Annotated in this window: 21 protein-coding genes; 6 read left to right on the top strand and 15 right to left on the bottom strand. The window is 41.7% G+C overall.

The features are described 5' to 3' along the window. Positions 1–61: 61 nt before the first annotated feature. The 6 genes from MKI85_RS02910 to map form a co-directional block, all read right to left on the bottom strand. Positions 62–199 (bottom strand): hypothetical protein, encoded by a 138-nt coding sequence (locus tag MKI85_RS02910; RefSeq protein WP_241624804.1) that lies wholly within the window; start codon positions 197–199, stop codon positions 62–64. Beyond that, a complete protein-coding gene (locus MKI85_RS02905) occupies positions 192–1,403 on the bottom strand; it encodes an MFS transporter (protein ID WP_241624800.1) in 1,212 nt (403 codons plus the stop codon). Before MKI85_RS02905 ends, MKI85_RS02910 begins: the two co-directional genes overlap by 8 nt. A gap of 143 nt (positions 1,404–1,546) precedes the next feature. Further along, positions 1,547–2,761 carry an alginate export family protein gene (locus tag MKI85_RS02900; protein ID WP_241624798.1) on the bottom strand — a complete coding sequence of 405 codons (1,215 nt, stop codon included), beginning with the start codon at positions 2,759–2,761 and terminating at the stop codon, positions 1,547–1,549. Positions 2,762–2,852: 91 nt separating this feature from the next. Then, positions 2,853–4,199 carry an MFS transporter gene (locus tag MKI85_RS02895; protein WP_241624796.1) on the bottom strand — a complete coding sequence of 449 codons (1,347 nt, stop codon included), beginning with the start codon at positions 4,197–4,199 and terminating at the stop codon, positions 2,853–2,855. Between the two features lie 428 nt (positions 4,200–4,627). Next, the gene (locus MKI85_RS02890; RefSeq protein WP_241624794.1) at positions 4,628–5,698 is read right to left on the bottom strand and encodes an OmpW/AlkL family protein; all 1,071 of its coding nucleotides are present in this window, start codon (positions 5,696–5,698) and stop codon (positions 4,628–4,630) included. A 295-nt stretch (positions 5,699–5,993) separates the two neighbouring features. After that, positions 5,994–6,839 (bottom strand): type I methionyl aminopeptidase, encoded by an 846-nt coding sequence (map, locus tag MKI85_RS02885; RefSeq protein WP_241624792.1) that lies wholly within the window; start codon positions 6,837–6,839, stop codon positions 5,994–5,996. Positions 6,840–7,048: 209 nt separating this feature from the next. Here map and rpsB point away from each other — a divergent pair, with 209 nt between their 5' ends. From rpsB to MKI85_RS02855, 6 genes are all read left to right on the top strand, one after another. After that, entirely contained in the window at positions 7,049–7,801 is a 753-nt protein-coding gene (gene rpsB / locus MKI85_RS02880; protein WP_016167395.1) for a 30S ribosomal protein S2, read from the top strand. Positions 7,802–7,945: 144 nt separating this feature from the next. Then, positions 7,946–8,821, top strand: a complete 876-nt coding sequence (tsf, locus tag MKI85_RS02875) for a translation elongation factor Ts (RefSeq protein ID WP_241624791.1) — start codon at positions 7,946–7,948, stop codon at positions 8,819–8,821. Between the two features lie 65 nt (positions 8,822–8,886). After that, entirely contained in the window at positions 8,887–9,366 is a 480-nt protein-coding gene (locus MKI85_RS02870; protein ID WP_241624788.1) for a DUF3465 domain-containing protein, read from the top strand. A 104-nt stretch (positions 9,367–9,470) separates the two neighbouring features. Next, positions 9,471–10,292, top strand: coding sequence for an AraC family transcriptional regulator (locus tag MKI85_RS02865; protein WP_241624863.1), 822 nt, complete (start codon positions 9,471–9,473; stop codon positions 10,290–10,292). Between the two features lie 163 nt (positions 10,293–10,455). Further along, positions 10,456–11,169: an AzlC family ABC transporter permease gene (locus MKI85_RS02860; protein WP_241624861.1), complete on the top strand. Its 714-nt coding sequence runs from the start codon at positions 10,456–10,458 to the stop codon at positions 11,167–11,169. Then, a complete protein-coding gene (locus MKI85_RS02855) occupies positions 11,166–11,480 on the top strand; it encodes an AzlD domain-containing protein (protein ID WP_241624786.1) in 315 nt (104 codons plus the stop codon). Before MKI85_RS02860 ends, MKI85_RS02855 begins: the two co-directional genes overlap by 4 nt. Positions 11,481–11,542: 62 nt before the next feature. Here MKI85_RS02855 and MKI85_RS02850 read toward each other — a convergent pair whose 3' ends face one another. The 9 genes from MKI85_RS02850 to MKI85_RS02810 all read right to left on the bottom strand — a co-directional run bounded on the left by MKI85_RS02850 (position 11,543) and on the right by MKI85_RS02810 (position 20,502). After that, complete coding sequence (locus MKI85_RS02850) at positions 11,543–11,998, bottom strand: Mpo1 family 2-hydroxy fatty acid dioxygenase (protein WP_241624784.1); 456 nt, start codon at positions 11,996–11,998, stop codon at positions 11,543–11,545. Positions 11,999–12,189: 191 nt separating this feature from the next. Beyond that, a complete protein-coding gene (locus tag MKI85_RS02845; protein WP_241624782.1) occupies positions 12,190–13,968 on the bottom strand; it encodes an amidohydrolase in 1,779 nt (592 codons plus the stop codon). 130 nt (positions 13,969–14,098) lie between these two features. Next, positions 14,099–14,710, bottom strand: coding sequence for a septal ring lytic transglycosylase RlpA family protein (locus MKI85_RS02840; RefSeq protein ID WP_241624780.1), 612 nt, complete (start codon positions 14,708–14,710; stop codon positions 14,099–14,101). 292 nt (positions 14,711–15,002) lie between these two features. Further along, the gene (gene mltB / locus MKI85_RS02835) at positions 15,003–16,004 is read right to left on the bottom strand and encodes a lytic murein transglycosylase B (protein WP_241624778.1); all 1,002 of its coding nucleotides are present in this window, start codon (positions 16,002–16,004) and stop codon (positions 15,003–15,005) included. 20 nt (positions 16,005–16,024) lie between these two features. Then, positions 16,025–17,167 carry a rod shape-determining protein RodA gene (gene rodA / locus MKI85_RS02830; RefSeq protein ID WP_241624776.1) on the bottom strand — a complete coding sequence of 381 codons (1,143 nt, stop codon included), beginning with the start codon at positions 17,165–17,167 and terminating at the stop codon, positions 16,025–16,027. A 136-nt stretch (positions 17,168–17,303) separates the two neighbouring features. Next, the gene (locus MKI85_RS02825; RefSeq protein ID WP_241624774.1) at positions 17,304–17,954 is read right to left on the bottom strand and encodes a hypothetical protein; all 651 of its coding nucleotides are present in this window, start codon (positions 17,952–17,954) and stop codon (positions 17,304–17,306) included. A 27-nt stretch (positions 17,955–17,981) separates the two neighbouring features. After that, a complete protein-coding gene (queF, locus tag MKI85_RS02820) occupies positions 17,982–18,797 on the bottom strand; it encodes an NADPH-dependent 7-cyano-7-deazaguanine reductase QueF (RefSeq protein WP_241624772.1) in 816 nt (271 codons plus the stop codon). Next, the gene (locus MKI85_RS02815) at positions 18,797–19,570 is read right to left on the bottom strand and encodes an ABC transporter permease (protein WP_241624770.1); all 774 of its coding nucleotides are present in this window, start codon (positions 19,568–19,570) and stop codon (positions 18,797–18,799) included. The genes queF and MKI85_RS02815 overlap by 1 nt, the downstream gene beginning before the upstream one ends. Then, a complete protein-coding gene (locus MKI85_RS02810; RefSeq protein WP_241624768.1) occupies positions 19,567–20,502 on the bottom strand; it encodes an ABC transporter ATP-binding protein in 936 nt (311 codons plus the stop codon). The genes MKI85_RS02815 and MKI85_RS02810 overlap by 4 nt, the downstream gene beginning before the upstream one ends. Positions 20,503–20,512: the final 10 nt, after the last annotated feature.

The raw sequence follows: 20,512 nt of genomic DNA, 5'->3' as shown, positions 1-20,512 counted from the left end.
ATTTTTTGAAATAACAATAAATGCTGAGTTTATGAAAAATAGAGCGAGGTTTTGTAAGTAATTAATGTGGGCAAAAAGCTTGATTAAAGTATTCAAACAGCTGCGGGGTTTGGAGCCATAGCGCAATTGCAGCGATGATCAGTCCCAGTACGACTAAGCTAATCGAGGTCTTAAGCCAAAACAGAGATGGATTATTCATGTACCACCGCCTTTTCATCCACAAAGAAATGTACCAACACTCCCAATACACTGAGCGCAATTGAAACCATCCAAACTGCCTGATAATTGCCTGTCATGTCATGATTGACACCGCCAAGCCATCCACCAAAGAATGAACCGACTTGATGGGTAAAGAATACAATACCACTGAGCATGGACAAATAGCGAATACCAAACATATTGGCGACAATGCCATTAGTAAGCGGTACAGTCGATAACCATAATAGCCCCATAATGATGCCGAAGCTATACACTGTCCAAGTGGTGAGTGGTAAAGCTAAGAAGGCAATCATGGCAACGCCACGCAGCGCATATAAACCCATGAGTAGTTTCGGTTTAGAAAATTTTCCTCCTAACCAACCTGCGCCGTAAGTCCCGAAGATATTAAATAATCCAACCAAGGCAAGGAAGATTGTGCCAGTGGTGGCATCAAAGCCGTGATCTATTAAATAACCTGGTAAGTGAATGCCAATGAAAACCACCTGAAAGCCGCAGACCAAAAAGCCTAACGCCAAGAACCAAAACGGTTTATGCGCTTTGGCAATGTTGAGAATCTGTTTAAAGGTCAGTGCAGGAGCCGCAGTCGTTGCAGCATTTGGCGCAACATACATCGGTGCTTTAAGCATCCACGCCAGTGGCACAATCAGCGCAATTAAAATGGCACTCACGACCAATGCCGCTGACCAGCCAATACTTTGTAAGAGTAACAAGGTTGATGGCAACATAATAAATTGCCCAAAGGAGCCAGCCGCACTGGCAATCCCCATCGCAAGACTGCGCTTTTCGGGCGGTGCAGCACGTCCAACTGCTGAAAGCAAGACAGGAAAAGAGGTTGCAGATAAAGCCAAACCTAAAATCAGACCTACACTGACATTCAGCATTAAGCCTGTTGAACTGACTGACATCAACAGCAAGCCGATGGCATAGAGTACACCACCCACCGTCACCACGATTTTACTGCCATATTTGTCAGCAAAAGCACCCGTGACGGGCTGTACCGCACCCCAAATCAGGTTTTGTAAGGCAATGGCTAAACTGAAGACATTATGCCCCCAGCCAAACTCGTGGCTCATTGGCACCAAATACAGTCCAAAGGCATGTCGTACACCCAATGACAGTGCCAGAATAATTGCACTACCAATCAGCATATAAATCAATGGTTTGGAAAATTGACTATCAGACATAGCAGCTTTTGCATAACAATAATGAGGATTGCTCGATATTGTACGCAATAGATCGATAAAATTCGATATTTGAATGGAATATTTGAAAAGTGTAATAAAGCAGGCTCCGTCCGTAATCAGCGTGGAACGGACGGAGCATTCAATTAGTATTTGTAATCCAGTTGTAGCCAGAATTTATCGGTATTTACCCCATAATCTTTAGCTTGATAGCTAGAAAATTTAGCCAGTGCAGATAAGCCCTTCAGAGGGAGTGGATGGGTAAATGACACGGCATACTCTTGTCCATAATCCAGACTGTGTTCATCACTACGATAATGATGGTATTCCGTAGCCAATTTCCCTTGGCGCAGAATATTTAGGTTTGAACTGAGATAGAGATCGGTTAAACCATTGGCAGGAGTATTAAGAAAAACATCCGTCCAGCCATTAAATTTGTGTTTAGTTGCCAATGGCGTCTGAAAACCAATTTGACCATGATCACTGCCAAGAACTTCGTAGCCCAGCGCGACTTCACCCAAAGGATTGCTAGCTGCGAGGCTGTATCCTAGTTCTACGGTGTAATAGTCAGCATCATAAGCAATCGGCTGATCGGCATAGTCAGATTGTTTGGCATACTCAGCAACATAACGCAGATTTTTGACTTTTCCTGTCAAGCGCAGTCCATAAGTCTGATTGGACCATGCGGCTATATCATTAAAATCCATAAGATAACCGTAAGTGGTCATATTTAAGGCAGGCGAGTAATTCCATTTGGCTTGAATCAAATGAATATCACTGTCTTGCTCGCCATCCTGTGCCCGCACATATTTAGGTTCAGGATTTTCACTCCCAAAAATCGTATTCACTTGATTGATATAAGCATAATACAACCCGACACTGGTCAGTGGTTTTAGATTTAGCGTCACAGCATCAAAAGTCTGATCATTTTGACGCCATGCAACCGAACCAACAAAACGCTGATTATCCAGATTAATGAGTTGACGACCTAGGGTTAAATCCAATTTTGGATTGCTGACATATTTTAAATAGAGCTGATTCAGTTGCAGGTTTTCAGGATCTGGCACACTGCTATAGGTTGTTTCTGCGTTGCGGGTACTGTTGAACTGATCATTTAATTCAATCGTGCCTTCACCTTGCACAAAGCCGCTGAAACCATGCCAACTGCCTGTTTGAATGGAGGGGCGAATACGAAGCGTAAAAGCATCTGCATTTTCTAAGTTATTGTCTTGATCGACCATTTCATAACGTAACCGCGTGTCCAAGCCAAATTTGGTTTGGGAAAAGAAATCATCAGCAGCGGACGCCGAATTTAAGGAAATGAGGGCGAGCGAAAGCACAGAGAGCATACGTAATTTCATTGAAATTCCCTGAGGTATAAAGGTCTAAGATTTTGAGCAAGGAAGATGGGGAAGGAGATGAATGCTCTACCATTCCCCAAATTTGGAAGATTTAAGCCATGCTGTTGCGTTCGAGAACAGCCTGTTCAAACAGTTGTTTTTCTTTTGCTTTATGTTCGACAGTGAAGCGAATCAAGATGACACTAAAGGCAGCCAAAGTGACCAAACCGCCAAGGATAAACAAGCAGGTTTGTACATCTAACAAGCCTTTGAGTAAGAAGCCAGCTGCTACTGCACCGACATTACCGCCTGCACCAATAATTCCTGCGACACCGCCTAAGGCATCGCGGTCAATAAATGGAACCAGTGCATAGGTTGCACCACATGCCATATGGGTAAACAGGGCGAATACCGTCATGCTGATAATTGCTAATACCGCAGTATTCATTTGAGAGAACAGGATCAAGAATAAACCTTCAAGCAAAACAAGGGTAAACAGAACCTTGGTGCGTCCATCTAAGCCTTTCGCAATTGCGACTCTGTCTGAAACAATGCCGCCTAAGGCACGTGCAAACAGCGCCAATAAACCGAAAATCCCCGCAGCAAGTCCTGCTTCTTTCAGCCCCATATTGAAGTGTTCGGTGTAATACATGGCGGCTATGTTATGGATAAAGATCTCAATCCCAAAACAAGCAGCATAAGAGACAAACAGAATCCAGACGCGATAGTTACGTGCAGCTTGTAACAGAATTGCTGTTCCACCTTTTTTACCGCAACCCACCTCAATACCTTGTGCACGGAGTTCGTTAAAGTTGCCTTGCGGGCAGTCTTGAGTAAACTTCCAGTATAAAATCCCGACAATCACCATCATGACGCCTGGCACCAGTAGGGCAATGCGCCAGCCCATGGTTTGCTCAACGCCAAACATTAAGATTGCCCCCAAAATCAGTGGCATTAATGCTTGAGTCGCACCACCACCTGCGTTGCCCCAACCCGCGGTAGCTGCATTGGCTGTACCGACCACATTGGGTGCAAACATTACGCTGGTGTGATATTGCGTGATGACAAAACTTGCACCAATTGCGCCAATCAACAAACGGAAAAATAAAAAGGATTCATAGGTATTGGCTGCAGCGACACCAAATACAGGAATGCTGCCTAAGAGTAACAGTGCGGTATAGGTTTTACGCGGTCCATATTTATCACACAATGGTCCAACGATTAGTCGAATTAAAATCGTGATGGCAACTGCCGCAATATTAATATTGGCAATTTGATCTTTGGTTAAATTGAATTCACCTTTAATCACAGGCATCAATGGTGCACAGGCGAACCATGCAAAGAAGCAGACAAAAAATGCTAACCATGACATATGAAAAGCACGCATCGCAGGTGTAGAGAAACTGAAAAGTTTAATTTGAGTCGCTTTTTTAGCGTCGCTGTTTATTGTTGAAGACATAACCATCCCCTGAACTGAGCGTCATTTTGTTTACAAGCTTTTTGAGTAGCTTGTAATCCGATCAGAACGGACATCGTTGGCCGTCTATTTACTGTGTGAATCTGCGTTGATTCATCTTGTAGATTAAAATGCAAGCAATATGCCAAAATTGCTGGTTTACCCTTTATTTAGCCCATACTGCGATTAAATGCTTGAGTCTGCTCATGAAAATGAATTGATATTAGGCTAAATGGTGAGATGATATTTTTAAATATAGATGAATGAAATTTGATCAAAAATAATTCATTCTTTAACGTATTCAGCCAAAGTGCATCATAACAATGCACCTTAGAGAATGAATGCGCTGAGTAAAATCCCATAGATATTTCACTACATTTAGAATATTTTGATAAATATTATATAGATATGAAATATCAGTGGTATAGGATTTAAAAGCGATAACCAATCCCTGCATAGGCAAGAATTGGATTGATCTCAATATCGGCTTTGGAGCGGATCAGTTCACCGAGTTTGGCATCGGTCACCGTAATAGTGGTGTCATTGCTGAGCTGTGCATAACTGACCGAGCCGACAGCAAACCAATTGGTATTAAAATCATAGGTGAATCCAACTGTGGCAATCGGTGCAAAGGCATCGGAGGCTTCAAGGTCAACTTGAGGATGGGCTGAACTGGTATTCCCTTCCAAAGAAGCGCCAGCATGACCTTCTTTAATATTGGCAATCCTATGACCAGCGGCAATTAAGTCTTGTTCAATGCGTGGGTTCATTTCAAGTTCATTGAAATAGGCATACATCACACCTAAACCGACATAGGGACGAAATTTATTGACTCCAGTTTTGCCAAAGTGATATTGCAATTCAAATGCAGGAGTCCAAGCTCGAGCAGAAGCGGCTGCCCCGTGTGCAGCCAAATCGGTAATTAAAATATCGTTTTCTAATTCGAGTTGGCCCAAAGCACTACCCAAGGGATTGGCAATCGCTGAAAAGGGCGCATAGATTTTGCCCTGACCTTGTAAATCGACCTTGGGGGGAATGCCAGCTTTCGCCTCTAAGGAAACATGGTCTGTAAAAAAATAATTGCTCATAATGCCTAAAGTGGTGACATCGTCGGCTTTAAGTCCAGTACCTGCATTATCCCATTGACTCAAACCGTGTATTTCAGCTGCACCACTTAGGCTTGAAGGTACAGGCGCATCAATTGCTGCCAGACCTTCAAGTGTTGCTTTGAGTAGGGGATTTACTTCGCTGTCAGGGCGAATATTGTCTAAAACGGTTTGTGCTTGAATGCTACCAACATTCGCTGTTTCACCTTCTGCAACAGCTGTATTGACTCGAAAGGGGTGTGCCTGTCCTTGAGGCATAACATGTAGTGCACCGACTGAAATCGAGAAGCGCTTAAAACCATCTCCATCTTGCAGGCTAAAATATGGAGATCTTGCTTGGCTTATTGTGGGCATAAGGGCAATAGCGACTGAAAACGCCAATCCTGTTTTTTGCATAGGGGACTCCATGTCCATTTTTCATCATTTTTATTCAGGGGCATTATTCAATATTGAAGCAAAAGAAAACTGTTGTTTTCGAGCAGGAATAGTTTTAAAAAATTGTGAAAAATACCGTAATTTTTTTATGATTCTGTTACCTGTCAATCAATCGTGTTATTTCAAAAAAGAGAGGATGTGCTTGCTTAAAATTTTATAAATATTTAAAAATGAATAATAAATTTATTTTTGGTGATCTTTTTTTGATATAAAAAAGGTCACCCGAAGGTGACCTTTTTGACCACTGACTGAGTTTTTAAGCCAATGACACTGATTCAGTTTGAAAACGAGATAAATCTTCTTCAGGACGTGCCGTTAAAATTTCAACGCCGTCTTTGGTCACTAAAATGGTGTGTTCATATTGCGCAGAAAGTTTATGGTCTTTGGTCACCACCGTCCATTTATCACCCAGCAATTTCGTTTGCCATACACCCGCATTGACCATTGGCTCAATGGTAAAAGTCATGCCTTCTTCAAGAATCATGCCGCTGTTGCCTTGACCATAATGCAATACTTGCGGTTCATCATGGAATACAGTGCCGATACCGTGACCACAATATTCACGTACAACACTGAAACGCTCTGATTCAACATATTTTTGAATTGCAAGACCGATATCACCAACCGTAGAACCAGGCTTAACGCTTGCGATACCACGATACATCGCTTCTTGTGCTACTTTACATAAACGGTCTGCAAGAATAGACGTTTCTTCACCGACCACATACATCATATTGGTATCGCCGTGATAACCATCTTTAATTACAGTGACATCAATATTTAAGATATCGCCTTTCTTTAAGATTTTGCTTTCAGATGGAATGCCGTGACACACCACATGGTTCACTGACGTACAAATGGTGTGCTGGAACGCAGGACGACCCGGTGCAGCACCATAGCCTAAACAAGCTGGAACGGCATTTTGCACATTGACAATATAATCGTGACAAATCGTGTCTAATTCGAGGGTAGTCACCCCTGGCTTGATATGCGGTTTGATCATATCCAACACTTCTGCCGCCAGTCGTCCCGCCACACGCATTTTTTCAATTTCATCTGGGGTTTTAATGAGTCGACGTGGAGCTTGATAAGTTGTGTTCATGATCTCTAAAAACTTTTGGAAATTTGTATGTGACTATGGTATAAATAGCCGCCCATTTTATCAAATGCTTTTTCGTGAATAAATTTCGCGGGCTTTGTGCGATGGGGCAATAAAATCCGCACATATATCGACACATTACTCTGGGTGCCTAGCAATAGGTGGAGAATGCGGATATATGGAGGCCTAACCCAAACTTTAAGGTAAAGAAAATGGCAGATTACAACGTAAGCATGCGCGACCTTCTTCAAGCAGGCGCTCACTTCGGTCACCAAACTCGTTTCTGGAACCCAAAGATGCGTCAATACATCTTTGGCGCGCGTAACAAAATTCACATCATCAACCTTGAGCACACTGTTCCTGCGTTAAATGATGCATTGAACTTTGTTAACAATCTTGCAAGCAAAAAGAACAAAGTATTGTTCGTTGGTACTAAACGTGCTGCTTCTAACATCATCCGTGAACAAGCTCAACGCGCTGGTCAACCATATGTAGATCACCGTTGGTTAGGTGGTATGTTGACGAACTGGAAAACACTTCGCCAATCTATCAACCGTTTAAAAGATCTTCAAACTCAATCTCAAGACGGTACTTTTGCTAAGCTTACTAAACGCGAAGCTTTAGAACGTACTCGTGAAATGGAAAAACTTGAACGTGCTTTAGGCGGCGTGAAAAACATGGGTGGTTTACCTGACGCATTATTCGTAATCGACGTTGACCACGAATCAATCGCGATTAAAGAAGCTAAAAACCTTGGTATTCCTGTAATCGGTATCGTTGATACAAACTCTAACCCAGACAACGTTGATTTCGTTATCCCGGGTAATGACGATGCGATCCGTGCAGTAACACTTTACGCTTCTGCTATGGCTGATGCGATCCTTGCTGGTAAAGAGTACGCTCAAACTCAAGCAAATGCACAAGCAAAAGGCGACGAAGCTGCTAAAGAAGCTCCTGAGGCTTAATGCGTTTTGACGCAAGCTTGTCATTTTTGCGACATGTAATGGTGGCAAAGTAAGCGTCATGTATGCAGACGGCCCATGAGCATCCCTCTGGGCCGTTTCTGTTCTAAAAAGAATTCATTTTCTACCGATTTTTAGGAGATACACATGACTGCTATTACTGCAAGCATGGTTAAAGAATTGCGTGACCGTACTGGTTTAGCAATGATGGAATGTAAAAAAGCATTAACAGAAGCGAATGGTGACATCGAATTAGCGATTGATAACCTTCGTAAATCTGGTCAAGCTAAAGCTGCTAAAAAAGCAGGTAACATCGCTGCTGACGGTGCGATCACTATCGCTCAAGACGGTAACAAAGCGCTTCTTTTAGAAGTAAACTGCCAAACTGACTTCGTTGCTAAAGACGAAAACTTTGCTGGTTTCTCTGCTAAAGTTGCTGCTGCTGCACTTGCTGCTGGCGAAACTGATGCTGCTAAAATCGCTGAACTTAAACTTGAAGATGGTGCTACTGTTGAAGAAGCGCGTATCGCTCTTGTTCAAAAAATCGGTGAAAACATCCAAGTACGTCGTGCGAAAATTGTTGAAGGTGAAAACCTTGCAGTTTACAAACACGGTTTAAAAATTGGTGTTGTAGTTGCTTATACTGGTCAAGCTGACACTGGTAAAGGTATTGCAATGCACGTTGCTGCGTTCAACCCAGTTGCTGTAACTGCTGAAGGCGTTTCTGCTGATCTTATCGCGAAAGAGAAAGAAATTGCTGAAGCGAAAGCGATCGAATCTGGTAAGCCAGCGAACATCGTTGAGAAAATGGTTACTGGTTCAGTTGAGAAATACTTGAACGAAGTTGTTCTTGAGCGTCAAATGTACGTAATTGACAACGACAAGAAAGTTGCTGACGTATTAAAAGCAACTGGTACAACTGTAGCTCAATTCGTTCGTTTCGAAGTGGGTGAAGGTATTGAGAAAAAAGCGGAACTTTCTTTTGCTGAAGAAGTTGCTGCTGCTCAAGCTGCTGCAAAATAATTTAATTTTGCAAAAAAAGCCCCATTTGGGGCTTTTTTTATATCGAATAAAAAGGATAACAAGTCATGAATAAAACAAATTTAAGAGTGGGTATCGTCATTCTGGTCCTGATTGGCGCGTACTTAGGATTTGATTGGGAACAAAATCAAAATTCGCAGCAAGATAATACGCAGTCAGCTGTGGTTCAGTCTGAAACACAATCAAGAATAGATGATAGTGAAAAAATCCAGCAGGCATTCCAGCAGCAACAAAGCGATGTACAGGTACGTGCTAGTGGTCGAGTCAAAGCGCTTTTAGCAGATGACAATGACGGTTCACGACATCAAAAATTTATTCTATCCTTAAGTAATGGCTTGACCGTATTGGTGGCACATAATATTGATTTAGCACCGAGAATTGAAAATTTAAAACAGGGTGATGTGGTTGAGTTTTATGGAGAGTATGAATACAACCCTAAAGGTGGGGTAATTCACTGGACGCATCATGATCCACAGCAACGTCATATAGATGGTTGGTTAAAACATCAGGGAAAAACCTACCAATAATTAAATATACAAACAGCAATTTTGTTCTATACAGTCAAAATAGTCATGCTATGTTGCAATTGGTCAGCTGTTAGTGGGTAGGCATGAACAATTGTATGAATGAAATGCAGCATGAGTTTGTGAAATTTAAGCATGTACAAGAATTGGGCGGCTTAGAGTTGTTGAATGCATCATATGTACAAAAGCAATTCTCCAAACATGTTCATGAAGGTTATTGCATTGGGGTGATTGAAGAAGGTGCGCAGTCTTTTTATCGGACGGGTGCACTGCATGTTGCCCCTAAGGGTGACATTATTTTGGTCAATGCAGATGAGGTGCATACAGGTTCATCTGCGGTAGCGACAGGGTGGCGTTATCGTGCGATTTATCCAACCCCTGAAATGTTGAAGGATGTTAGTCAGGACTTTTTTCAGTCCTCTGGAACGATACCGTGGTTTCCCAATGCCGTCATTCATGATGAAGGTTTGGCTCAACAACTGAGTTTATTGTTTGATTTGTTAGAAAATAAAGATAATCAACTATTTAAACAAACCTTATATCTCTCAACTTTAGCATATTTGATGTCGCATCATAGCCGAATTAAAGCAGGTGAGTTGCCTTTGCCTGAAGCGCAAAATCGTATCTTGATGATCAAAGATCTATTGGCGAGTACACCTGAAAAAGATTTCTCATTAAATGAGCTTGCAGAAACCGCAGGTTTAAGTCCTTGGCATTTTTTACGCCAATTTAAAAAATATACAGGGTTGCCACCACATGCATGGTTGATTCAGTTTCGTTTACATCGCGCCAAACAGCTTTTAAAGCGGGGTGAAAGCATTTCCTTGGTGGCTGACTTATGTGGCTTTTCAGATCAGAGTCATTTTAATCGCCATTTTAAAAAAGCCATGGGGGTGACACCTTTGCAGTATGTAATGAGTCTGCGTTAAATTAAAAGTTGGTGTATTTGAAATATAAGATTAAAACTACTTATATCTATAATTTTATTATTTTTTTTACATATAAAAACGAAAGAAATAAGCAATTTTATACAAGAAAATTAGGCGAGAGAACCCTTATTTTATTTGAGTGTTCTTGATGATGTATAAGTTTATGGATCTCTCTCAACAGCAATTAAGTGCTACAACGAATCAAAAATCCCAAGATTTTATGCAAGGTGCTTTAGATATTTTACCGTTGTCGATTGCAGTTCTACCATGGGGCATCTTGGCGGGCTCAGTGGCAATTGATGCGGGGCTAACAATCCCTCAAGCAGTCGCGATGTCAGCAGTGGTATTTGCTGGCGCAGCGCAGCTGGTCAGTTTGGGAATGTGGTCAGCCGATGCTACGGCAATTACCATTGCAATTACGGTTTTTTTCTTGACCAGTCAGCATTTTATTTATGCACTTACGCTTCGTAAGGATATTTCTATTTTGGCGAGTTATTACCGTATTCCTTTGGGTTTTTTATTAACCGATGAGTTGTTTGCAGTTGCCATGCGAAAATCACAGCGTCGACCATATTATCTGCTGGGTGCAGGACTAAGTTTTTATTTGGCATGGGTGCTGTTTAGCGTGTTAGGGATTTATTTGGCATCGACCATCCCAAATTTATCCAGTCTACATTTGGATTTTTCAATTGTTGCAGTGCTGGTGGCGATTATTGTGCCTTTTATTAAAAATTGGGTCAGTTTGGTCGGGGTGTTCACGACAATCATCTGTTCCCTTTGCCTCACCGCCTTACACATTGAGGCTGCAATCTTAATTTCGGGCATACTGGGAATGGGGGTGTCAGTCTATATGGAACGCTGGGAGAAAAAGGCATGAGTTGGGCATTTATTTTCTTGCTGGCTGGCATTGTATTTTTTAATCGCTATGTGTTTTTAGAGCCTAAAGTTGCCATTCGGTTTCCCGTTTTTTTTGAGCGTATGTTGAAGTATTCGGCGCCTTGTTTGCTCACCGCCATTTGTATTCCGATTATTTTTTATGATGCAGGTGAGTGGCGATCCTTACTTACCAATAGTTATTTTTATGCGACGATTTTTTGTGTATTGGTGTCCTTATTTCTGCGTCGGGTTTTATTGAGTTTGGTTTTAAGTTTGCTGTTTTTTTATGCGTTACAGATGCTGGTCTTTTGAATCAATTCACTGTGGAAATATTGCTCAAAGCTCTATTCCACAGTAAAAATTGGGTATGTGAGTTAAATGGCGTTCATTTGCGCTCTAGCATGGGTCTTAAATTTCGGCACCAGTTTACTTAGATATGCATCCATACACCAAATTGGGCCAATCAGAAGGAATTGGAGGTCTTTAAAGAAAGAAGGTTTCTTTCCTTCAATTTTATGCCCATAAAATTGTCCAATCCATGCAAAAATGAACAGGGCAGTATAAAAACCAACACCGACAGGTAATATATAAATCAGCCATGCCATCACAACAATGAGTGCAGCCATTGCAACAGCCAAAACAATATCCAAGCGGCTATAAAAGAGCAGGGTTAAGATCACAATCAGTGCGGTGAGCAAAGCGCTGAAATGCGCCAATATGCCAATAATTGAAAATAGAATTGTGGGCACGCAAAACCAGTGAATGAGCTTATTGGTTTTATTTTGGTGGCTTTCACTATATTCATCGAACCATTCTGTCACGGTTTTCATAAGTCGCTCCTGCGAAGTGTGATTTGTTGTCGTTTTTATTTCCTTTATTTAACCGAAAATATAAAACAGAATTGCGGAGAGGTCAAAATCGCAGATTCGATTTTATGATAAATGTTTGGTTAGGTAGATACGGATTACAGCAGTTTAAAAGAGTCCCCTTTAAACTGCTGTAATTAGTGATTCAAGATTGCTTAGTTTGTAGCGTGAAAGACTTCTTTGCCTTCTTTGAAGGTGGCGAGCACTTTAATGTTTTTGATTTGATCGCTGGGTACTGTCATTGGGTTTTGATCAAGAATGACAAAGTCAGCCAATTTCCCAGCACTCAGGGTTCCTTTAATGTCTTCTTCAAAATATTGATAGGCTGCCCAGCTGGTCATGCTCTTGAGAGCAAGATAAGGACTTACACGCTGATCGGCACCTAACACGACGCCACTACGTGTGACTCGATTGACCGTGGTATCTAAGGTCATCATGCTATTTGGTGGAATGACAGGTGCATCATGATGCTCGGTAAATAAAATACCTTTACGCAGTGCGGAACCTGTAGGTGAAATATTTTTTGCACGTTGTAGTCCTAAAGTTTCACGAATATGCCAATCTCCCCAGTAGTAGGTATGTAGCGAAAAGAAAGATGGGATTAGTTTTAGTTCTTTGGCTTTATCAAGTTGATCTTCGCGCATGGTTTGCGCATGAATAATGACATTGCGTCGATCTTGGGCTGGATATTTTGCAGTGGCTTTCTCTATGGTCGATAGATATTGATCGATTGCGGCATCACCATTGGCATGTGCCAGAATTTGCCAATGATTTTGGAAGGCTAAATCAATCAGATTTTGAACTGTGCTTTGTTGCGGGAATGCTGCATAACCGCGGTATGATTTTTTTTGACCTTCTGGCGGAACCAAATAAGGTTTGCTCAGCCAAGCGGTTTTACCCTGAGGCGACCCATCTAAACTGATTTTAACCCCACCAATGCGATAGTGGTGTTTATAGTCCCGCGAGGTGCCGTGTTGCAGCATGTAGTCTTTTTCTGTACTGATGTCTGGGTAGACCACCAAATCTACAGGTAATTTGCCTTTTTGCGCGATATTACGCCATAACTCTGAAGTGCCTGCATCAGCTCGACCTTCTTGAATGGTGGTATAGCCATTTTTCACATAGGTTTGCACAGCTGTCAGCGCCATTTTTTCCATCACCTCAGGCGGCATATGTTGGAAAATCTGGATCATGGCGTGAAAAACGATGCTTTCCTCAAGCACACCATTCGGCTCTTTTGAGTTTGCCTTGCGACGGATGACTCCGCCAACAGGATTTGGCGTTTTGGCATCAATTTTAAGGAGCTCAAGTGCTTTGTGGTTGACTGTAGCTAAATGTCCTGACTGATGCAAAATAATGACAGGTTGCTCTGTGGAAATTGCATCCAGTTCGGTGGCAGTCGGGTGACGCTGTTCTGTAAGCTGTGCATCATCGTAGCCATTGCCAATAATCCAGCCAGAGGCTTGTTGAATAAATTCGGGATTCTTCTTTTGCCATTCTTGCATGGTTTGGATAAGGGATGGGATGTCAGTGACTTTACCATCTGGAGGAGAATATAAATTTGCCACAGTTTGTTGTAATCCAACACTGTTCACATGGCTGTGCGCATCAATCAGTCCGGGTATTACGGTGTGGTTTTTGAGATTGAAACGTTGAGCGCGCTGATTTAGTCGTTTGGCTGCATCAAAAGACCCAGTAAATTTGATCCTACCATTTTCAACCAACATGGCTTCCACATAAGTAGGGGTGTCACCTTGCATGGTTAAAATGGGACCGCCATGAAGAATAAACGTCGCGTCTTGTTTGGGGTCTACTTTTTCACCGCGATGGATGTGTTTGGAGATTGAATAGCTACAAGCAGACAAGAAAACCGTGCTCATCAGAGCTAAAACTTTTAAATGTGAAGTATTAAGACATTGGATTGATCTTGTCATTGGATCTTTTTCCCCCTGAGGTCGTCGATTTCTTGTCTTTTTTTTAAAATAACATATTAATTAAATGAGAAAATAAAAAAAGCCACTTTAAAGTGGCTTTGGGGTCAAATGTAATGTGCATGCAGTGAAATTATGAGTTTGGACCTGCAACACGTTCAATACTAACTTTAGCTGTACCTGCATTGGTGATGCCAAGCTGTTTCGCTGCGCCATAAGAAAGATCAAGTACACGGTTACCATGGAATGGACCACGGTCATTCACTTTTACAACAACGCTTTTGCCATTATTTTTGTTGGTTACGCGAATGTAACAGTTCAGCGGTAAACTGCGATGAGCTGCTGTTAGAGCATTCATATCGAATGTTTCGCCATTGGCAGTTTTACGACCATGGAACTGACGTCCGTACCAAGATGCAACGCCTGTTTGGCTGAATTGACGAACAGTGTTTGACGCTACATTATTTAACTTGTCAATGACTGAAGGCTCATCTGCTGGGATCTCGATTTTCGCTGCGATTGTTTCGCGACGAATTTTATCTCCAGAACTCTCAGTAATTGAAAGGCTATTTAAGTTTGAAAAGTGAGAGTTAAAACTCTGAGCATCTTTGTTTAAAACACGTGCTGCTAAACGTGAGTTATCATTGTCATTGTTTAACGACGATGATTGGACCAATTCTGCCTGAGACTGACTCAGGGCGAACGTGGTCGCTATAGCTAAAATATATTTCATTGAAGAATGCATAAAATCTCCTAAAGACTAGTTTGTAGGGCAGTAATTCAGGAATAAAACCTTGAAATACAAGCAAACGAGTCAATTTATTCACTTGTGCAACTACATTTGACGAGAGGGATAATATTCATGCCACCAATAAAGTGTCTAGTCTTTATACCGAAATAGTTACAAAAAGTAGGTAATTAAATTGTTTTGTGATCAAAAAATATACAGTATTGTAACATAGTATGAAAAAAGCTTAAATTATGCACTTTAAGCTTTAAAAAAAGATTGACTTTTGTTGTTTTTGGTAAAGCTAACCTTATCGGCTAGCAATTTCAGTCCCCAGTTGCCACACGGCTGTGGCATACATTCTGCTCTTGTTATAGGTGGTAATCACTTGGAAATTTGGGTAGGTAATGTAGTAGATCGAACCATAACTTTCTTCAAGTTGGATGACATTCACCAGATCTAAATCATCAATGTGCACCACAGGATTAATCGGTGAAATACCGCGTGGTTTCAGTACACCATACGGTGTCGGTTGCTCTAGATTTTTAGCAATAATCGCTTCAGGTGTTGAGCCTGTGTAACGCGCAGCAAAACCAATCGGTTGATTACGTTGCCAGCCATGTTGAGCCAGATAATTTGCAATTGAACCAATCGCATCCACAGCTGAATTTCTCAGGTCAATATGTCCATTGCCATCATAGTCCACGCCATATTTGGGAATGTTGCTTGGCATAAATTGTGGGTAACCAATAGCACCGGCATAAGAACCAACTACAGAATTGGTGGGAATGCCATCTTTATAGGTCCAAGCAATCAGAGCAGACAGCTCATCTTGGAAATAGGCTGCACGGCGTTCATAGCCAAATGCGAGCGTTGCCAAAGCATCTCGGGTAATGAAATTGCCTTTGTTGGCACCAAAACCTGTTTCTACCCCTAAAATGCCCAGAATCACCGATTGTGGAACACCAAATTGCTGTTCCGCACGGTTTAGGGTATCTGCATATTGGCTTTTAAAGCGTACGCCACGTTGAATGGTGCTTTCCGACATGAAATTGGTTTTATAGTCATACCATGGCTTACTTTCACCCGGTCGGTTCATAATATTAATAATGTTTGGAAGATTTCGTGATCCAGTCATTGCCCAGTCAACTTGCTCTGCTGTTAGACCATAGCTTTGCATGGTTTTTTGTTTAAAACTGGAATATTGAGGATCCGTTGCAAAATCATTGGCTTGGCAAAAACTGGTAATTGAAAATGTACCAATAAGTAAAGATAAACGCTTCAGTTTGTTATAAATAGACAAATTTGCCATATAGGTTAAATCCTAAAAAATTATCGATGTGTATGAATGGACATCACAACGCCAAAAGTGGCCATTAAAGTAATAATTGCAGTACCGCCATAACTCATAAAAGGTAAAGGCACACCCACGACAGGTAAAATACCACTGACCATACCTGCATTGACAAAGACATATACAAAAAATGACAAAGCAAAGCTGCTGGCCACCAAACGCCCGAAATTATGAAAACTGTTCAATCCAATTTGAAACGTTCGGCTAATGATCGCAAAGTACAACACAATCAATATGATAATACCAATTAGCCCAAATTCCTCAGAAAATGCTGCAATAATAAAGTCGGTATGACCTTCGGGTAAAAAATGTAGGTGGGATTGTGTGCCTAAGAGGTAACCTTTGCCTGAAATACCCCCAGATCCAATCGCAGTTTCAGATTGAATAATATTCCAGCCTGTACCGAGTGCATCTGCTTCAGGATGGATCAGGGTGAAAACTCGTTGTCGTTGATAATCATGCAGTAAAAATTGCCAAGCAATTGGGATGATAAGAACAGCAAGCCCAATGGCGGCAGTAATTAAACGCCAAGATAAGCCAATTAAGAATAAAACAAAGATCCCACTGGAAAGTACCAGTAATGACGTACCGAGATCAGGCTGTTCCGCAATTAAAATAAAGGGGATACCAATAAAGATCAAACATATGCCAATCTGGCTGATTTTCGGGGGCAGGGGGCGTCTTGCTAAAAACCATGCAATCATTAACGGCATGGCAATTTTCATAAATTCACTGGGTTGTACACTGCCAAGACCAGGAATATTAATCCAGCGCTGGGCACCTAAATGGACTTCCCCAAATAGTTTGACCCCAATCAGGGATAACAGTGCCACTATATATAGATAAGGTGCAAAAGATTGATATACCTTCGGAGGAACCTGAGCTAAACCTAACATGGTGAAGAAACCAATCATAAAACTCATGGCTTGTTTTGATACCAAGCTCAAGTCTTGCTCTGAAGCGCTATAAAGCACCGTTAAACCTAATAATGCAGTTAACAATAAATAGAGGCATAACCATGGGTCTAGGTGTAATTTGTGCCACTTTGAAGGTAATAATGCTGTACTTAAACCATCACGAGGGGCTTGGCGTAAAAATTTGGACTGTGGAGGAGTAGTCATGGAAGATATTAGTAGAATCAAGTCTTAGGCGGTATTTTGCGCCTGCTACCTTATACTTGTGTATTGATGCTGTATATCAATTTTTAGCAATAAAAAAACCTAGCAAAAGCTAGGTTTCCGATAGTTTGATTCTCTATCATTGATGGAACAGAGTATCGTGATATTCTGCTAAAATGGTCAGCTCTTCTTTGGTCAAATGCGGGAAGATTTTATCAATTGCAATATGCACAGCTTTAATCACTGCCGCAGAGCCGATATCCGCCGCTTTACGCTTAATCATACCCAAGTCGAGGGTTTTATTAAAATCACTCATAAAATGGCGCACAGTCGCTTCTGCGAATTGTTTGTATAACTCGACTAGAACAGCTTTGTTGGTGTCGCTACCTGCGCGAATGTCAGCAAACGTGGTCTTTAAATTGGTGACCAAGCTTGCGTCGAGATTTTCACCGACTCGATATTGCCCTTGAGCGTCTTTGAACAAGCTTTTTTCAGAAAACTCGATCGATTGTTTCACCACGTCATTTGAGGCTTTGCTCAATAGTTGTTTTAACAACACTGCCACGGTTGATTTGACATATCCTGCTAATTTTTCGGCGGTGTCGCGTTTATCGCTAGGCGGGAAACGACGCACCAATTCCGTTAAAATGGCATCAATAATTTCGTCATTGATCAATAACGCGGTTTGGTCACGTAAAGGGTAGAGTGGTTCACTCGAGTTTTTCTTTTGCTGACCAGTTTGAATACTCTTTAAGAGTGTTTCAGAAGGGACAAAACCAAAAAAAGGCATTGCTATTTAACCTCAATATTATTCATTTTATTGTCGCGCCAAACGAATGGGGCGAGGCATCCATGTCAAATCCGATACACGGCAAGGATTGATATCTAAACCACCTCGACGGGTATACGCTGCATAAACCATGAGCTTTTCAGGTTGCAGATTTTGCCAGATATCGGCGTACATCTGTTCCACACATTGCTCATGAAAGCCATTATGCTGACGGTACGAGATGATATAGGCTAAAAGCGAACGATAACAAGGCTTTTTGCCCTGATAACGGATAAAAACCGTGCCCCAGTCTGGCTGACCCGTCACTGGACAATTACTGCGGAGCAGATGTGAATAAAGTTGAACTTCGACTTGCTCATTATTTTCAGCATCAAAGCCAAGTAGTGATGCATCAGGGTGATTCTCTAAACGTTCAGGAATCAGATGATCAATACAGATTCCTTCAGGTTGATGGATTTCTAATGCATCGACTTGGAAGAGTTGAATCGTGACAGTTGCACCTGCAGCAGCAGACAAATCTTGTTCTACGGTTGCAATAAATGTAGCTTCAGACTCAAACTGGGTAAAGTTCAGACTATTGAAGTAAAGCTTGAGTGATTTCGATTCAATCAAATTGGGCGATGTTGCTGGTAAGGTCAAACGACCAATGGCAACTTGCGGAATACCTTGAGCATTGAGCCAAGAAATTTCAAACACATGCCACCAGTCTTTGCCTTGCTGAATGCCTTCTATGTGGGCATAGCTTGAACGCGCTTGCGCACGCTCAATAGGGAAAAGGATGTCTGGTTGATATGTTGATGGATACTGGGTGTCTTTACCAAGTAAAGAATGTTCTACACTCATTATTCACGCATTCCTGAGCCACGAGAAAGTAAATAATACGCTATACCGTAAAGGACAGCACAACATAAAGTAATCACGGTGAGTGAAATCGAAACATTCACATCACTATGACCAAGAATTCCGAAACGGAAAGCATTCACCATATATACAATTGGGTTAATTAAAGACAGATTTTGCCAAAATGGGCTGAGAGCGCTGATGGCATAAAACACACCGCCTAAATAGGTCAGCGGAGTCAGTACAAACGTTGGAATAATAGAAATGTCGTCAAATGACTTCGCATAGACAGCATTAATAAATCCACCCAGTGAGAACAATAATGAAGTCACAATGACGGTATATATAGTTACAAACCAGTTGGTAATATATAAGTCAGTAAAAAACAGACTCATGGCAGTCACAATAATACCGACCAAAACGCCACGACATAATCCACCTAAGACATAACCCCAGAGTACCAAATGTAGTGGTACTGGACTCATGATGAGTTCTTCAATACTTTTTTGGAATTTGGCACTAAAGAAGCTGGAGGAGACATTGGCATAACTGTTGGTAATCACCGCCATCATAATTAAGCCAGGTACAATGAATTGCATATAGCTAAAGCCACCCATTGAGCCAATCCGTGAGCCGACCAGATTACCAAAAATCACAAAATACAGACTCATGGTAATCGCTGGCGGTAAAAGGGTCTGCGGCCAGATTCGCATAAAGCGACGTACTTCTTTGTGTACCAGTGTGAAAAGCGCAACACGCATTTGAGTCATGTTCATGGTGTAGCTCCTTCCAAATTTTTCTCCACAAGTCTGACAAACAGTTCTTCAAGACGGTTGGATTTATTACGCATACTGCGAACTTGAATGCCTTGTGCCTCAAGTAACTGGAAGAGTTCATTCAAAGTATGGGCTTTATCCATGGTGACTTCTAAGGTCACAGGGTCGATTAAATTAAAACGTACCCCAATAATTTCCAGTTGTAGCGGTTGAATCGGTTCGACCAAATCGAAAATGAAAGATTCTTCGTGTAATTGATTGAGGAAGGCTTTCATGGTGGTGTCTTCTTTAATCACGCCACGGTCAATAATGGCAATACGTCGACACAGCATTTCCGCTTCTTCTAAATAGTGGGTCGTCAGAATGATGGATGTACCATTTTCATTCATTTCAGTCAGGAAATCCCACATTGAACGACGCAGTTCAATGTCTACGCCCGCGGTTGGCTCATCCAGAATTAGTAGTTTGGGTTCATGCATCATGGCACGGGCAATCATGAGACGACGCTTCATACCACCAGACAGCATACGACCTTGAGTATTACGTTTTTCCCAAAGCCCCAATTTTTCTAAATAATGTTCGGCACGTTGTTCAGCAATTTTACGGGGAATGCCATAATAACCGGCTTGCGTCACCAGAATGTCGAAGGTTTTTTCAAACTGACCAAAGTTAAATTCTTGCGGTACAACACCGAGACATTGTTTAGCCTGCGATGGGTGAGTTTCGAGATTATGACCAAAAATTTCGACTGTCCCAGACGTCTTTTTGGTTAAAGAACTGATAATCCCGATGGTCGTTGATTTGCCTGCACCGTTGGGTCCAAGAAGGGCATAGAATTCGCCTTCAGGTACGGTTAGATTAATTCCTTTAAGGGCTTGAAAGCCATTACGATAAGTTTTAGACAAATCTCTGATCAGTAATGCATCGGTCATGAAGTTCTCA

This window comes from Acinetobacter zhairuonensis, from assembly GCF_022601715.1.
In the GTDB taxonomy this organism is placed as follows: Bacteria; Pseudomonadota; Gammaproteobacteria; order Pseudomonadales; family Moraxellaceae; genus Acinetobacter.
The sequence above is the reverse complement of the archived record's forward strand: the minus strand, read 5'-3'. Positions and strand labels throughout refer to the sequence as shown.

Coding starts and splice junctions, on each gene's coding strand:
- MKI85_RS02910 (WP_241624804.1), bottom strand. CDS start 199: ATGAATAATCCATCTCTGTTTTGGCTTAAGACCTCGATTAGCTTAGTC.
- MKI85_RS02905 (WP_241624800.1), bottom strand. CDS start 1,403: ATGTCTGATAGTCAATTTTCCAAACCATTGATTTATATGCTGATTGGT.
- MKI85_RS02900 (WP_241624798.1), bottom strand. CDS start 2,761: ATGAAATTACGTATGCTCTCTGTGCTTTCGCTCGCCCTCATTTCCTTA.
- MKI85_RS02895 (WP_241624796.1), bottom strand. CDS start 4,199: ATGTCTTCAACAATAAACAGCGACGCTAAAAAAGCGACTCAAATTAAA.
- MKI85_RS02890 (WP_241624794.1), bottom strand. CDS start 5,698: ATGCAAAAAACAGGATTGGCGTTTTCAGTCGCTATTGCCCTTATGCCC.
- map (WP_241624792.1), bottom strand. CDS start 6,839: ATGAACACAACTTATCAAGCTCCACGTCGACTCATTAAAACCCCAGAT.
- rpsB (WP_016167395.1), top strand. CDS start 7,049: ATGGCAGATTACAACGTAAGCATGCGCGACCTTCTTCAAGCAGGCGCT.
- tsf (WP_241624791.1), top strand. CDS start 7,946: ATGACTGCTATTACTGCAAGCATGGTTAAAGAATTGCGTGACCGTACT.
- MKI85_RS02870 (WP_241624788.1), top strand. CDS start 8,887: ATGAATAAAACAAATTTAAGAGTGGGTATCGTCATTCTGGTCCTGATT.
- MKI85_RS02865 (WP_241624863.1), top strand. CDS start 9,471: ATGCAGCATGAGTTTGTGAAATTTAAGCATGTACAAGAATTGGGCGGC.
- MKI85_RS02860 (WP_241624861.1), top strand. CDS start 10,456: ATGGATCTCTCTCAACAGCAATTAAGTGCTACAACGAATCAAAAATCC.
- MKI85_RS02855 (WP_241624786.1), top strand. CDS start 11,166: ATGAGTTGGGCATTTATTTTCTTGCTGGCTGGCATTGTATTTTTTAAT.
- MKI85_RS02850 (WP_241624784.1), bottom strand. CDS start 11,998: ATGAAAACCGTGACAGAATGGTTCGATGAATATAGTGAAAGCCACCAA.
- MKI85_RS02845 (WP_241624782.1), bottom strand. CDS start 13,968: ATGACAAGATCAATCCAATGTCTTAATACTTCACATTTAAAAGTTTTA.
- MKI85_RS02840 (WP_241624780.1), bottom strand. CDS start 14,710: ATGCATTCTTCAATGAAATATATTTTAGCTATAGCGACCACGTTCGCC.
- mltB (WP_241624778.1), bottom strand. CDS start 16,004: ATGGCAAATTTGTCTATTTATAACAAACTGAAGCGTTTATCTTTACTT.
- rodA (WP_241624776.1), bottom strand. CDS start 17,167: ATGACTACTCCTCCACAGTCCAAATTTTTACGCCAAGCCCCTCGTGAT.
- MKI85_RS02825 (WP_241624774.1), bottom strand. CDS start 17,954: ATGCCTTTTTTTGGTTTTGTCCCTTCTGAAACACTCTTAAAGAGTATT.
- queF (WP_241624772.1), bottom strand. CDS start 18,797: ATGAGTGTAGAACATTCTTTACTTGGTAAAGACACCCAGTATCCATCA.
- MKI85_RS02815 (WP_241624770.1), bottom strand. CDS start 19,570: ATGAACATGACTCAAATGCGTGTTGCGCTTTTCACACTGGTACACAAA.
- MKI85_RS02810 (WP_241624768.1), bottom strand. CDS start 20,502: ATGACCGATGCATTACTGATCAGAGATTTGTCTAAAACTTATCGTAAT.